This window comes from Streptomyces sp. LS-MS-L19 (assembly GCF_058382285.1).
Map to the genome: position 1 here is coordinate 6,387,885 of NZ_JBYCLL010000001.1, position 13,355 is coordinate 6,401,239.

A 13,355-nucleotide genomic window follows, 5' to 3' on the forward strand; every position below is an offset into this window, starting at 1 on the left:
AGGAGCTACGACCATCGTGAATGCCCCCGACGCCGTGGACGTCGTCGCGCTCGGCGAGTCCATGGTCACGTTCCTGCCCGGTCGGCCGGGGCGGCTCGCCGACGTGCCGTCCTTCTCGCGGGCGATCGGCGGGGCGGAGTCGAACGTGGCGTGCGGGTTGGCTGCCGCCGGCTTCGCGGTGCGGTGGGTCAGCCGGGTCGGGGTCGACGGGTTCGGGGATCACCTGGTCGAGACGGTCGGGGGGTACGGGGTCGATACCTCTGCGGTCGGGCGGGATTCCGAGCGGCCCACGGGGGTGTATTTCCGTACCGCGGGGGATCGGGCGACCGATGCGCATGAGGTCGCGTACTACCGGGCGGGGTCGGCGGCTTCGGCCATGTCGGTGGCGAACGTGGACATGGCTTCGGTGCGGGCGGGGCGGGTGCTGCATCTGTCGGGCATCACGGCTGCTCTGTCGGATACGTGCCTCTCGCTGCTGCGTGAGTTGACGGCTCCCCGGTCGGACCGTCCCCTTGTCTCCTTCGACGTCAATCACCGGGCCGGGTTGTGGCGGGACGCGGAGGGACCGCGGGTGCTGCTGGAGCTGGCCCGGGGGGCGGACATCGTGTTCGTGGGGGAGGACGAGGCGGAGGAGGCGTGGGGGGTCACGGGGGGGCCTTCTGAGGTTCGTGCGGTACTGCCTGAGCCTTCGGTGCTGGTGGTGAAGCAAGGGGCGAAGGGGGCGACCGCATTCGTTTCGGGTGCGGCTGAGTGGGGGCTGGTCGCGCAGTTCCCCGCGCCCCTTGAGTCGGTCACCTGGGCCTCCGCCTTGGACGTGGACGTCGTCGCCACCACCGGGGCCGGTGACGCCTTCGCCGCCGGGTTCCTCTCCGCGACGCTCCGGGACCTGCCCCTCCGGGACCGGCTCCGGCACGGTCATCTCTGGGCCGCCGCCGCCCTCACCGTCCCCGGTGACCTCGCCGTACCCCCCTCCCGCGCACACGCCGACCGCCTCGCCGCCCTCGGGGACGACGCGTGGGGGAGACTTCGTCTCGGTCCCGGCTGGACGCAGGTCGGGACCGCCCCGGAGGAGGTACGCACCCCATGAGTCAGACCGTCGATCGCGCGCTGAGCATCCTGCCCCTGCTCGCCGAGGGCCCCGCCGACCTCGGACAGGTCGCCGAGCGCCTCGGCGTCCACAAGTCCACTGCGCTGCGACTCCTCCGCACGCTCCACGAACACGGCATGGTCTACCGGCAGTCCGACCAGCGCTACCGCCTCGGCGCCCGCCTCATCGCCCTCGCCCAGGAGGCGATGGAGAACCTCGACATCCGCGAGATCGCCCACCCCCATCTCGTACGGCTGAACGAGAGCTGTGGGCACACCGTCCACCTCGCCGTGTACGAGGAGGACGAGGTGCTCTACATCGACAAGGTCGAGAGCCGCTACCCCGTGCGGATGTACTCGCGAATCGGCAAGCCCGTCGCCATCACCGTCGCCGCGGTCGCGAAGCTGCTGCTCGCCGACCTCCCCGAGGCCGAGCGCCAGGCCCTCGCCGACAAGCTCGAATACCCCCTGTACACGGCCCGTTCGACACCCAACGCCCCCGCTTTCCTCAAGGAGTTGGAGCGGGTGCGCGAACAGGGCTGGGCCACCGACCTCGGTGGCCACGAGGAGTCCATCAACTGCGTCGCGGCCCCGGTCCGCGGCGCCGACGGCAGGGTCGTCGCCGCGATGTCGGTCTCTGCGCCGAACGTCGTCGTCACCGCCGAGGAACTCCTCGCCCTGCTCCCCCAGGTCCGCCGTACGGCCGATGCCATCAGCGGCGAGTACTCCGGCAGAACAACAGCGAAGGAACCTGTATGACGGACAAGATCGCGCTCACCCCGAAGACCCACACCACCCCGCCCGCGAAGTTCTCCCACGGGGTGCGCAAGGGCAACATCCTCCAGGTCGCCGGGCAGGTCGGGTTCCTGCCCGCCGTCGAGGGGCAGCCCCCTACGCCCGCCGGGCCCACCCTGCGCGAGCAGACCCTCCAGACCCTCGCCAACGTCAAGGCGATCCTGGAGGAGGGCGGCGCCACCTGGGACGACGTCATGATGATCCGCGTCTATCTGACGGACGTGGACCACTTCGCCGAGATGAACTCGATCTACAACACCTACTTCGAGGAGCAGGGCCTCACCCAGCCTCCCGCCGCGCGCACGACGGTCTACGTCGGTCTCCCCGCGGGCCTGCTCATCGAGATCGACGCGCTGGCCGTCCTCGGCTGACACCTCTCCGCCGAAGATCCCCCAACTCCCGCACGACGTACACGGCATGACCCCCGCACGGGCGGTCATGCCGCGCTCCCCCCTGCCCGAAAGCCGGATGTACTTACCCAGAGGACCCCCCATGTCGTCCCTTCCGCTCGCCGCCACCACCCCCGAGGCCCCACCCCACACCGGTGGCCTGCTCCTCCTGATCGACGGCACCGCGGGTCTGCTGACCGTGGCCGCCCTCGGTATCGCCCTGCTGCTCTTCCTGATCATCAAGGCGAGGCTCCAGCCCTTCGTCGCCCTGCTCGGCGTCTCCATAGCCGTCGGCCTGCTCGCGGGCCTGTCGGTCACCGAACTCTTCGGCACGGTCCAGCGCTCCGACGCCGTGTCCACGATCGAGTCCGGGATGGGCGGCATCCTCGGCCATGTCGCCATCATCATCGGCCTCGGCACCATGCTCGGCGCGATCCTCGAAGTCAGCGGCGGCGCCGAGGTGTTGGCGTCCCGGCTGCTGAACCTGTTCGGGGAGAAGCGAGCACCGCTGGCCATGGGCCTGACCGGTCTCATCTTCGGCATCCCGGTCTTCTTCGACGTCGGCATCTTCGTGCTCGCGCCGATCGTGTACGCGGCGGCCAAGCGCAGCGGCAAGTCGATCCTGCTCTACTGCCTGCCCCTGCTGGCGGGCCTGTCGATGACCCACGCCTTCCTGCCCCCGCACCCCGGCCCGGTCGCGGCCGCCGGTCTGCTGCACGTGGACCTCGGCTGGGTGATCCTCATGGGCATCGTCTGCGGCATCCCGGCGGTGCTGGCCGCGTGGGCCTGGTCCGCCTGGGTCGGCCGGCGCATCTTCGTCGCCGTACCGCAGGACATGGTGGAGGCGGCCGCGGAGGCCAGGCAGGCGGTCATCGAGGAGCAGCGCGCCCAGGGCGTCGTACCGCGTGAGGACCCCGTCCCCCTGGGCACGGTCCTCGGCATCATCGGTACGCCCCTGGTCCTGATCCTCGCCGCCACGTTCTCCTCGATCGCGCTCGCCCCCTCCACCGGCCGCTCGGTCATCGAGTTCTTCGGCAGCCCCTTCGTGGCCCTGACGATCGCCCTGGTCCTCGCCTACTACCTGCTCGGCATCCGCCGCGGCTGGTCCCGCAAGTCCCTGGAGACGGTGTCGACGGCGTCCCTCAAGCCGGTCGGCAACATCCTGCTGGTCGTCGGTGCGGGCGGGGTCTTCGGCGCGATCCTCAAGGCCAGCGGGGTCGCCCAGGCCCTCTCGGACACCTTCAACGACGTCGGACTGCCGGTGCTCGTGCTGTCGTACCTGATCTCGGTCGTCCTGCGCGTCGCCCAGGGCTCGGCGACGGTCGCGATCGTGACGACGGCCGGCATCGTGGCGCCCCTGCTCTCCGAGGGCCACCACTCCCAGGCCTTCGTCGCCCTCGTCATCATGGCCATCTCGGCCGGCTCCATCTTCGCCTCCCACGTCAACGACGGCGGCTTCTGGATGGTGGCCAAGTACTTCGGCATCAGCGAACGCGACACGTTGAAGACGTGGACCGTACTGGAGTCGGTGCTGTCGGTGGCGGGGTTCGTGGTGGCGGCCGTACTGAGTGTGTTCGTGTAGGTGTTGTAGCCCCATGTAGGCGTCCGATAACGATGTAGGGGCCGGCTGTGTGCCGCACAGGATCGTCGACCATACTGCCCGCTGTGGAGCAGCGCATAGGTTCGAGCAGCCAGCCCCTGGAAGGCGCCGGGTTCGACCCGGCCTTCATCCCCGGGCTCACCTCACCCGTGTCCGGCGAGGCGGAGTCCGGCCCGGAGAAGGCGGAGGTGACCGCGGAGGAGGTCGTCGAGGAGCCTGCCGAAGAGGCCGCCGAGGAGCCCACCGAGGAGGAGGCTTCCGAGGGCCCCGTCTTCGAGGCCGCCGACCGGCGCGCGAGGATCGTCGCCGACCACCGGGGCGTCCGCCTCTCCCTCGACGACCAGTCCTGCGAGTTCCGCTGGGACGAGATCGGCGCGATCGAGACGGAGACACCCCGGTTCGGGAAGCGCTACACCATCACGGTCCACACCCCCGACCGCCGCTGGTACCCGATCGAGATCGAGGCGGCGTCACGATCCGACTTCGCCCAGTGGGACGGGCAGTTGGACGCGGTGATGGACGAGTACTTCGAAGAGGAGCCGACGGAAACCGACTAGGACGCCGGGAACCGGCGCTGTCGGCCTAGCAGTACTGCGCCTGCTTCCCGATGGACCGATACATACAGTCCGAGTTCTCCAGCAGTTGCAGCACCGCGTCCCGGTTCCGTGACGTCTCCCGCTCGATCACCTCGTCGGGCGGGTAGAACCCGCCACCGCCGGACGACGGATACATCTCGAAGGTGTACGAGAAGATCTTGTGCGTGCCCCAGAGATAGTCGTCGATCGACCCGTCGGTGATGTACAGGTCGCTCGCCTGCTCCGCCGTGTACCCGTTGCTCGCGGCCATCTTCTGCCCGACCGCCTTGAACACGGCGTTGTCGTCGGCGGTCATCCCGGTCGCCGTGTCGGAGTACGTGTACCCGTAGGGCCACAGCACCAGTTCGCTGTACGTGTGGAAGTCGATGTTCGTCTTGATCTGCTGCACCCCGCCGACGACCCGGCTGCGCACGAAGTTCGCGACCACCTTGACCTCGGGCGCCGACTCCGCCGCCGTACCCCGGTAGGTCTCGGAGGACGTCGAGGAGGAGGAACCGCCGCAGCAGCCCCAGCGGTAGGCCCAGTTGCGGTTGAGGTCCGTACCGACCGCCGAGGAACCGGAGTTGGGCTGCCGGTTCTTGCGCCACGAGCGGTACGAGCCGGACGCGATGTCGTACTCGCCGCCGTCCGGGTTGAGGTCGGGGATGATCCAGATCTCCCGGTTGTTCACCATGTCGGTGACCCGGGAGTCGCTGCCGTAGCCCGCGCCGAGTTCGCGCAGCAGGTACAGCGCCATCTCCACGGTGAGGTGCTCACGGGCGTGCTGGTGGTGGGTGAACAGCACCTCCGGCTCGGCCTCGTCGGTCGCCACGTTGTCGCTGATCTTGATGGCCACGATGTTCCGGCCCTGGTACGACGTGCCGATGACCCGCTTGCTCATGATGTTCGGGTAGGCGGCGATCCGCTGGTCGATCTCGGCGTTCATCTCGGCGTAGTTGTGGTACCGCGAGTCGGCCGAGGGGAAGTCGAAGAGCCGGGCCTCACCGGGCGCGACCCGGTCCGGAGCGGCTCCCAACGGCTCGACCTCGTAGCCGAGTTGGCGCAGTCTCTTGATCTGTGAGGCCCGCCCGGAGACGACCACCGTCTCCTCGTCCGCCTCGTCGACCGTCACCCCGCTCTGCTGGATCGCCGTGCGGGTCACGGGAGTCGTGTGCTGGTGGATCTCGTACTGCCGGACGTCCTCGGCGCTCGGGGCCGCCTTCGGGGCGCTGTCGGCGTTCGCGGAGAGCGGGGCCGCGAGCGCGAAGGTCATGAGGGAGGCGACGGCGGCGAGGGTGGCGTAGCGGGTGCCGCCGCGGGTGCCGGAACCGCGTATGCGAAGTCGCATGAAGTCTCCTGTGTTCTCCAGGGATTCCGGGATCTCCGGAAGTGGGGAGTGGAGCGGGGGGTGGTTCAGCGACGTACAGGTGCGGGTGTGCGCTCATCGTCTGCGTATGACATGGTCAGGTCAAGAGCGAATAAAGCCGGGATGGCCTGAACTGTGCGTCCGCTGTGTGTCCTTGGTGGGGCGAGCGGCGGCGGAGTGTACGCGGATCGGCGCACCACGGCGCGGTCCCGGCGGAAGTGCACCCGCGGGTGTGAGCCGTACGTGCATATATGTGAGAACCGGGACCACGGTGGGATCTCCGCCCCCACTCCGGAGGACTGGCTGATCATGCGGCACCTGCCGGTCGAGACGACCCGTTTCGTCGACCGGCGCCGAGAGCAGGCCGCGGGCCGCGAACTGCTCACCCGCGCCCGCACCGTCCCGGCGACCAAAGGACCTCCATGTCCCGACCCCCCACCCCCTTCGACCACCGCATGTCCGTCCACTCCACCGACGAGGAGTTCCTCACCGCGGCCCTGCCCTTCCTCGGCGAAGCCCTCGACGCCCCCGGCGAACCCCCGCCCGCGGCCATCGCCTCCCCCCACCACCTCGGCCTGCTCCGGGACGCCCTCGGCCCGGACGCCGAGCAGGCGGTCCTCATCGACCACACCGACTGGTACACCGGGTCCGCCGCCAACGCCGTCGCGCAGGGGGCCGGTTACCTCGCCTCCCACGCCGGACCCGGTGGGCGCATCCACCTGCTCATGGAGCCCGTCTGGAACGGCAGGGCCGGTCGCTCCCCGCGGGAGGCCACGGAGTGGATCAGGTACGAGGCGCTCGCCAACCTGCTGTTCGCGCCGCTCGCCACCACCGCCCTGTGCGTCTACGACACCCGCACGGCGGGAGCCGCCATCGTCGAAGCCGCTCGCCGGGCCCACCCGGGGACCGGCGTGTACGAGGATCCCGTACGGCTCACCGCCGAGCTGAACGCCGTACCCCTGGCTCCGCCGCCACCGGACGCGGAACTGCTCGGCGACCTGGGCGCCGACGCCGTACAGCGCAAGGCGCGGGACCGTGGGCTGGCTCCGGCGGACGCGGAGCTGTTCGCGACGGCCGTGGACGAGGCGGCCCGGGCCCTGGGGCAGCGGTCCGGTACCGCGCTGCTGTGGGGCCAAGGGGCGCACTGTGTCTGCGAGTTGCGCGCGGAGCGGCGGGTCGACGATCCCCTCGCCGGGTTCGTCCCACCGGACGCCACCGACCTGGAGCCCGGCCAGGGGCTCTGGTACGCGCGCCAGGTGTGCGCGTACGTAGACGTACGCGACGACCGGGACGGGGCGACCGTACGGCTTCAGTATGCGTAGCCGTACAGGTGGGGCGGCGTACAGGTGGGGTGCAGGTAGGGAATGAGCCGCCCACCCCCAACCGCCGCTGGGAGGAGCGAACTGGCCACCAACGCCCTGGACACGCTCCCGGCGGGGTCTGATTTCCTTCACAGCACGCCCTCTTGCCCGTCCCCGATCTTTAGGGTTTCTTGACCTTCATGGCGGACACCACGGACAACACAGTGACCGGTGAGGCGAGTTCCGTACCCCGCAAGTCCAGTTGGCGGTACATCGGCCCGGGGATCGTCGTCGCGGCGACCGGTGTCGGCGCCGGTGACCTGGTCGCCACGCTCATCGCGGGCAGCAACTTCGGCTACACGCTGCTGTGGGCGGCGGTGATCGGCTGTCTGGTGAAGATCTCCCTCGCGGAGGCGGCGGGCCGCTGGCACCTGTCCACCGGCCGCACCCTGTTCGACGGCTGGGCGAGCCTGGGCCGTTGGACCACCTGGTTCTTCGCCGTCTACGTGGTGATCTGGGGCTTCGTGTACGGCGCCGCGGCGATGTCGTCGAGCGCGCTGCCGCTCCAGGCGCTGTTCCCGGACGTGATGGACCTCGAATGGTGGGGTGTCGCCTGCGGCCTCGTCGGGCTGGTCTTCGTCTGGTTCAACAAGTACGCGGTCTTCGAGAAGGTCATGACGGTCCTGGTGGGCGTCATGTTCGTGGTGACGGTGTACCTGGCGATCAGGGTCACCCCGAACCTCGCGGACGCCTTCGCGGGCCTCCTCCCGGTCCTGCCCGACGAGAAGGACTCGATCCTCAACACCCTCGGCCTGATCGGCGGGGTCGGCGGCACCATCACGCTGGCCGCGTACGGCTACTGGGTCAACGCCAAGGGGTGGACCGACACCGGCTGGATGAAGGTGATGCGGCTCGACAACCGGGTCGCGTACATCACCACCGGCATCTTCGTCGTCGCCATGCTCTTCGTCGGCGCGGAGCTGCTGCACTCCGCCAACGTGGCGATCGCGAGCGGCGACAAGGGGCTCATCCAGCTGAGCGACATCCTGGCGGACGAGTACGGCTCGGCGACCGCGAAGTTCTTCCTGATCGGCTTCTTCGCCACCTCCTTCACCTCGCTGATCGGGGTCTGGCACGGGGTGAGCCTGATGTTCGCGGACTTCGTGGCCCGCTTCCGGGGCCAGGGCGAGCAGAAGGGCGCGGAGGTCGCCTCCGGGGCCCGCGAACGCTCGTGGCCGTTCCGCGCGTACCTGCTGTGGCTGACCTTCCCGCCCATCGTCCTGCTCTTCCAGGGCCAGCCCTTCCGCCTGATCATCCTCTACGGCGTCCTGGGCGCGGCCTTCCTCCCCTTCCTCGCCGGCACCCTGATCTGGCTCCTCAACTCCGCCCGCACGCCCAGGGAGTGGCGCAACGGCCCGGTGAGCAACGGGATGCTGGTGATCGCGGGCCTGCTGTTCCTGATCCTGTGCGTGAAGCAGATCTGGGACCAGCCGTGGTCGGAGTTCTTCTGACGCGGAGTTCTGTTGCCGGGGTCCCTTTGACGGCCGCGAAGGCGCGCCGGGGGCGCCTTCGGCAAGGGGACGACGCGGGGGTGGCGGGGCCGGACGGACCTCCTTGCGCCGCGAGGGTGACGGGACCGACAGATCTCGTTGCGCCGCAACGGCGACGGACGCGTGCCGTGTCTGTCACCCCAGCCCTCGGGGCCCGGTCTGCTTCGGCTGCCGGGGGCTTGGTCTGCTTCGGCTGTCTGGGGTCCGGTTTGCTCTGGTTGCCGGGGGGCTTAAGCGTCCGGGGCTGGTCCGGTTCGGCTGCCGGGGGTTCGGTCTGCTTCGGCTGCCTGGCGTCCCGTGTGCTCCGGCCTTGGGGGCCTGGCGCACCCCAGCCCCCGCAAGGGTCCGGTCTGCTTCGGCTGCCTGGCGTCTGCTGTGCTCCGGCCGAGGGGGCCTGGCTCACCCCAGCCGCCGCAAGGGTCCGGCACGGTTCGGCTGCCGGGGGCTTGGTCTGCTTCGGCTGCCTGGCGTCTGCTGTGCTCCGGCCTTGGGGGCCTGGCGCACCCCAGCCCCCGCAAGGGTCCGGTCTGCTTCGGCTGCCGGGGGCTTGGTCTGCTTCGGCTGCCTGGCGTCTGCTGTGCTCCGGCCGAGGGGGCCTGGCTCACCCCAGCCCCCAAGGGTCCGGCCCGGTTCGGCTGCCGGAGTTCCGGCCCGCCCCAGCCCTCGGGGCACGGCCTGCTTCGGCTGCCGGGGTGGCCGGATATCCTCGGCCACCGGGAACCACACCAGCGACGAGGGCCGACGAAGATGACCACGCCACCGACTCCCTCCGGGCCGACCCCACCCACGGACCCGGTTCCGGACGCGCCGGGCGCCACCGCACCCTCCCCGGAAGCGGACTGGGTCATCGCCCCACCGACCCCCTCGACCGCGACGCCACCGTCGGCCACCGCACAGACTCAAGCCGAGCCGACCACCCCGGTCCCGCAGACACCTGCCGAGCAGCCGCCCACCCCTCCGGCCCCGGTTCCGTCGCCACAAGCCCCCACCGACCGACTCCCGGGAGCGTGGGCACCGGTCGAGCCGTCTTCGGTTTCCCAGGCTCCCGGCCCACATGCGCATGCCGCGCAGCCCCCGGTTTCACCGGCCCCCGGTCCGTACCCTCCGGTCGAGCCGCCCTTGATGCCTCAGCCTCCCGGCCCGCATGCGGCTGTCCCGCAGCCCCCGGCTGCACCAGCCCCAGGTCAGACCGTCGAGGTCGTACCCGCTTCACCGGCCGGGGCCCCGCCCACGCCCGCACCGCCTGGCTTCGGACCGCCCCCTTCCGCGATGCCCGGGTTCGGTGTGTCGATGCCACCGGTGGCGCCTCACTACGGCCAGCCCGCCCCGCCGCCCCCGCCGTACGGCCAAGCCGCCCCGCCCCCCTACACGCCCCCGCCCTACGGTCACCCCACCCCACCCCCGTACGCCCACCCGGTCGCCCCGCAGCCGTACCCGCAGCCCGTGCCCCCGCCGTACCCCCGACAACCCACCGAGGGGCCGGAGTTCATGGCGGTCGACCGGCACAACTCCATCGTCGTCGACTCCGCCGGTGTCGCCTTCGAGGACCACGGTCACTCCGCCGAGTTCCCCTGGCACGAGATCCGCAGCGTCCACTACAAGGCCGGCCCCAACGGCAAGACGCTGATGATGGCCGTCATCCACCTCGACGGACGCGTCTACGAATGCGTCGTGGACGCGAAGGGCCGGGACCCGCTGGGCGCGTGGTTCGCCCAACTGGCCCCGGTCCTGGGGTACTACAAGCCGCTGGTGTGAGCGTGGAAGGGTCCGCGGAGCTCAGGTTCTGCGGCCCCCGATCCAGCCGCGCCGCGGGCGACCGCTACGGCAACCCGTGCACATGCGGCCCCACCGCGTTGGACCACGCGTTCCCCGCCGCCGCGTCCCAGTTCGTCGACCAGGTCATGGCGCCGCGGAGGTCGGGGTAGGTCCGCGAGGGCTTGAAGGACCCGCACCCCGTGCCCCTCGTCAGGCAGTCCAGGGCGTTGTTCACCACGGTCGGGGAGACGTAACCGCTGCCCGCCCCGCTGGGTGACGCCGGGAGTCCCAACCCCACCTGGGACGGCGTCAGTCCGCCCTCCAGCTGGATGCACGCCAGCGCGGTGAGGAAGTCCACCGAGCCCTGCGAGTACACCTTGCCGTCGCAACCGAGCATCGAACCGCTGTTGTAGTACTGCATGTTGACGACCGTGAGGATGTCCTTCACGTTCAGCGCGGTCTGGAAGTACGCGTTGGACGTGGACTGCATGTCGATCGTCTGGGGCGCCATCGTCAGGACCAGACCGGAGCCCGCCTTCGCGGCCAGCGACCTCAACGCCTGTGACATGTACGTCGCGTTGAGCCCGTTCTCCAGATCGATGTCGACCCCGTCGAAGCCGTACGTCTGCATCAGCCCGTACACCGAGTTCGCGAAGTTCGCCGCCGACGCCGAGTCGCTCACCGACACCGTGCCGTTCTGGCCGCCGACGGAGACGATGACCTTCTTGCCCGCCGCCTGCTTCGCCTTGATGTCCGCCTTGAACTGGTCGACCGTGTACCCGCCGAGCCCCGCCGAGTCCAGGTTGAAGGTCACCGCCCCCGGCGTCGTCGTCGCGTCCGCGAACGCCACCGCGATGATGTCGTACTGCGACTGCACGGCCGACAGCTTCTGGACCGTCGCCCCGTTGTTGAAGTTCTGCCAGTACCCGGTGACGGCGTGCTTCGGCACCGCGCCCCCGCCGCCGCCCGTCGCCGAGGTCCTGCCCGTCACCGTCCCGGACTTGGCCGACTCACCCGCCGAGTTCGTCGCCGTGACCTGGAAGCCGTACGACGTCGACGCGGCGAGCCCGGTCACGGTCGCCGAGGTCCCCGTCACCGCCGTGACCTTGGTGCCGTCGCGGTAGACGTTGTACCCGGTCGCCCCCGACACCGCGTTCCAGGCGAGCGAGACCGACGAGGACGACGTACCGGAGACCGTCAGGCCGCCCGGCGCCGCGGGGATCGTCGGGACCGGGGCACCGCCACCGCCGCCGTCGGGGCCGTACACCGACACGTCGTCCGCGAGGTACGCGGCCTGGCCGTACCAGCCGTGGGTGTACACCGTCACCGAGGTCGTCGCGGCGCCCGTGGTGAAGGTGGTCGTCAGCTGCTTCCAGGAGGCGGAGTCCGGGGTCCAGGTCGACACGTCGGTGGTGCCGGTGCCGGTCGCGCCCAGATAGGCGTAGCCGCCCTGCACCCACGCGCTCAGCGTGTACGTCGAGCTGGGCCTGACCGCCACCGTCTGGACGCAGCGCGCGTTGTCCTGCCCGGCCGGTGTCGCCTTCAGCGCGGCCGAGCCGCCGTGCACGGGGGAGGAGACCGTCGTACCGCTGCTCGCGGAACAGGTCCATCCCGACAGGCCGGACTCGAAGCCGGCGTTCTTCGCGTTGTTGACGTCGGCGGCGGAGGCGGGCCCCGCGAACCCGAGGGCGAGGGCCGCGACGGCGGTCGTCGTCCAGAGCGTCCGGAGCGCCCGGAGCCGTGTGCTGCTGAGTATGGGCATGACAAGAGAGTTGGTCCAGACCAATGCCCTGTCAAGGAGGTCGGCGCGAATGGCTGCGCAACTCGCCCTTCTCCGGCCCACGCACGTGGCAAGTGCGCCCCATCTGGGCGGTAATAGCCCGGTTTTGATCCCGCACGCAGGTCAGGAAGTCACAGATTCGCTGTTCTCCGGTCACAGACCCGTGGTTACAGTGCTCAGGTAGTCACGCAGTGAAGTCGACCGGGTGCGCCGGAGTGATCCGTCGGGCCCTCGGGCATGGGATACGGGGAGCTGCGCGTGCCAACTGCCATCGCAGTGACCGGCGCCGACATGGCGCTGCCGGCGCAGGACGAGCGGACCCTGCCCGCCGTCGTGCTCGACGGCCTCGACCGGCAGCCGCTGGACCACTCGCTCGCCGCGCTCCAGACGCTGATCGACCAGCACGGCCATGTGATCGTCGTGTACTCCCGTGCCGTGCCCCCGGCGGTGGACCAGCGGCTGCGCACCGTCCGGTCCCTGCTGGAGAGTGACCGGATCGCCCTGTTCCAGCCCGATCTGCCACCCCTCGGACTCGCCGTCCTGGCCCGCCAGTTGAGACAGCTCGCCTCCTGCGACCTCAGCCCCGGCGTCCTCGCCTCGGCGGGCCGGCTGCTCACCCACTACATCCACGCGGGCGCGCTGCTCGGCTCGGTGGCGAGGCTCGACCGGGTCCCCGTCGGGCTCAAGTCGCACGCCAAGTCCTGGGTCTCGGGCAGCCAGTTCGCCGTCCTCGCCCACCCCCAGCCGCAGCTCGTGCGGATCGCCCCGGACGCCACGCTGGCGGGACCGGAGTTCGCCACCTCGATGCTGGTCGCCCGCGGCCAGCTCCAGTCCGACTGGGTCTCCGGGAGCCTCGCCAAGTCCTGGCGGATCCAGGGGCTGCGCGAGGCCCCGCTGCCCGCCGAGTCCGCCGAGTGGTGGGGCACCGGCAAGCTGATCGAGTTCTGCACCTTCCTGCCCGACCTGTCCGTCCTTTACCAACTGGTCACCTCGGTACGGCAGAACATCTGTCACTGGTGCGGTATCGACGTCATCGGAGACCGCTGCGTCTTCTGCTCGGCCACCGCACCGGTGGCACCCGTACCCCAGTTGCAACAGCGGCAGGAACACCAGCACCAACTGCCCGCCGGGTGATCCGTACCGGATCGCCCCCGTCCC

At 70.4% G+C, this 13,355-nt stretch carries 11 protein-coding genes; 9 read left to right on the forward strand and 2 right to left on the reverse strand.

Annotated elements, in window-relative coordinates; genetic code table 11:
• Positions 1–61 precede the first annotated feature (61 nt).
• The 5 genes from AC2XR2_RS28640 (at position 62) to AC2XR2_RS28660 (ending at position 4,427) form a co-directional block, all read left to right on the forward strand.
• Positions 62–1,087, forward strand: coding sequence for a sugar kinase (locus AC2XR2_RS28640; protein WP_381298528.1), 1,026 nt, complete (start codon positions 62–64; stop codon positions 1,085–1,087).
• The gene (locus AC2XR2_RS28645) at positions 1,084–1,845 is read left to right on the forward strand and encodes an IclR family transcriptional regulator (protein WP_123762788.1); all 762 of its coding nucleotides are present in this window, start codon (positions 1,084–1,086) and stop codon (positions 1,843–1,845) included. Before AC2XR2_RS28640 ends, AC2XR2_RS28645 begins: the two co-directional genes overlap by 4 nt.
• A complete protein-coding gene (locus AC2XR2_RS28650; protein WP_449351721.1) occupies positions 1,842–2,252 on the forward strand; it encodes a RidA family protein in 411 nt (136 codons plus the stop codon). The genes AC2XR2_RS28645 and AC2XR2_RS28650 overlap by 4 nt, the downstream gene beginning before the upstream one ends.
• 121 nt (positions 2,253–2,373) lie before the next feature.
• Complete coding sequence (locus AC2XR2_RS28655; RefSeq protein ID WP_491516670.1) at positions 2,374–3,852, forward strand: GntP family permease; 1,479 nt, start codon at positions 2,374–2,376, stop codon at positions 3,850–3,852.
• Positions 3,853–3,935: 83 nt separating this feature from the next.
• Positions 3,936–4,427 (forward strand): hypothetical protein, encoded by a 492-nt coding sequence (locus tag AC2XR2_RS28660; RefSeq protein ID WP_449351720.1) that lies wholly within the window; start codon positions 3,936–3,938, stop codon positions 4,425–4,427.
• A gap of 25 nt (positions 4,428–4,452) precedes the next feature.
• On the opposite strand, the gene AC2XR2_RS28665 is transcribed toward AC2XR2_RS28660, so the two are convergent.
• Positions 4,453–5,793, reverse strand: a complete 1,341-nt coding sequence (locus AC2XR2_RS28665) for a M14 family metallopeptidase (protein WP_381298455.1) — start codon at positions 5,791–5,793, stop codon at positions 4,453–4,455.
• Positions 5,794–6,233: 440 nt separating this feature from the next.
• Between AC2XR2_RS28665 and AC2XR2_RS28670 the strand changes: the two genes are divergently transcribed.
• From AC2XR2_RS28670 to AC2XR2_RS28680, 3 genes are all read left to right on the forward strand, one after another.
• Complete coding sequence (locus AC2XR2_RS28670; RefSeq protein ID WP_491516671.1) at positions 6,234–7,133, forward strand: anti-sigma factor RsbA family regulatory protein; 900 nt, start codon at positions 6,234–6,236, stop codon at positions 7,131–7,133.
• A 179-nt stretch (positions 7,134–7,312) separates the two neighbouring features.
• Positions 7,313–8,623 (forward strand): Nramp family divalent metal transporter, encoded by a 1,311-nt coding sequence (locus AC2XR2_RS28675; RefSeq protein WP_381298458.1) that lies wholly within the window; start codon positions 7,313–7,315, stop codon positions 8,621–8,623.
• Between the two features lie 1,308 nt (positions 8,624–9,931).
• Positions 9,932–10,417, forward strand: coding sequence for a hypothetical protein (locus tag AC2XR2_RS28680; RefSeq protein ID WP_491516672.1), 486 nt, complete (start codon positions 9,932–9,934; stop codon positions 10,415–10,417).
• 64 nt (positions 10,418–10,481) lie between these two features.
• On the opposite strand, the gene AC2XR2_RS28685 is transcribed toward AC2XR2_RS28680, so the two are convergent.
• Positions 10,482–12,179, reverse strand: a complete 1,698-nt coding sequence (locus tag AC2XR2_RS28685; protein WP_491516673.1) for a chitinase — start codon at positions 12,177–12,179, stop codon at positions 10,482–10,484.
• A gap of 255 nt (positions 12,180–12,434) precedes the next feature.
• Here AC2XR2_RS28685 and AC2XR2_RS28690 point away from each other — a divergent pair, with 255 nt between their 5' ends.
• Complete coding sequence (locus tag AC2XR2_RS28690; RefSeq protein WP_491516674.1) at positions 12,435–13,331, forward strand: hypothetical protein; 897 nt, start codon at positions 12,435–12,437, stop codon at positions 13,329–13,331.
• The last annotated feature ends 24 nt before the right edge of the window (positions 13,332–13,355 follow it).

Excerpts from the sequence above, each read along its gene's own strand:
- AC2XR2_RS28640 (WP_381298528.1), top strand. The coding sequence starts at position 62 with ATGGTCACGTTCCTGCCCGGTCGGCCGGGGCGGCTCGCCGACGTGCCG.
- AC2XR2_RS28675 (WP_381298458.1), top strand. The coding sequence starts at position 7,313 with ATGGCGGACACCACGGACAACACAGTGACCGGTGAGGCGAGTTCCGTA.
- AC2XR2_RS28670 (WP_491516671.1), top strand. The coding sequence starts at position 6,234 with ATGTCCCGACCCCCCACCCCCTTCGACCACCGCATGTCCGTCCACTCC.
- AC2XR2_RS28690 (WP_491516674.1), top strand. The coding sequence starts at position 12,435 with ATGGGATACGGGGAGCTGCGCGTGCCAACTGCCATCGCAGTGACCGGC.
- AC2XR2_RS28680 (WP_491516672.1), top strand. The coding sequence starts at position 9,932 with ATGCCCGGGTTCGGTGTGTCGATGCCACCGGTGGCGCCTCACTACGGC.
- AC2XR2_RS28645 (WP_123762788.1), top strand. The coding sequence starts at position 1,084 with ATGAGTCAGACCGTCGATCGCGCGCTGAGCATCCTGCCCCTGCTCGCC.
- AC2XR2_RS28665 (WP_381298455.1), bottom strand. The coding sequence starts at position 5,793 with ATGCGACTTCGCATACGCGGTTCCGGCACCCGCGGCGGCACCCGCTAC.
- AC2XR2_RS28655 (WP_491516670.1), top strand. The coding sequence starts at position 2,374 with ATGTCGTCCCTTCCGCTCGCCGCCACCACCCCCGAGGCCCCACCCCAC.
- AC2XR2_RS28685 (WP_491516673.1), bottom strand. The coding sequence starts at position 12,179 with ATGCCCATACTCAGCAGCACACGGCTCCGGGCGCTCCGGACGCTCTGG.
- AC2XR2_RS28650 (WP_449351721.1), top strand. The coding sequence starts at position 1,842 with ATGACGGACAAGATCGCGCTCACCCCGAAGACCCACACCACCCCGCCC.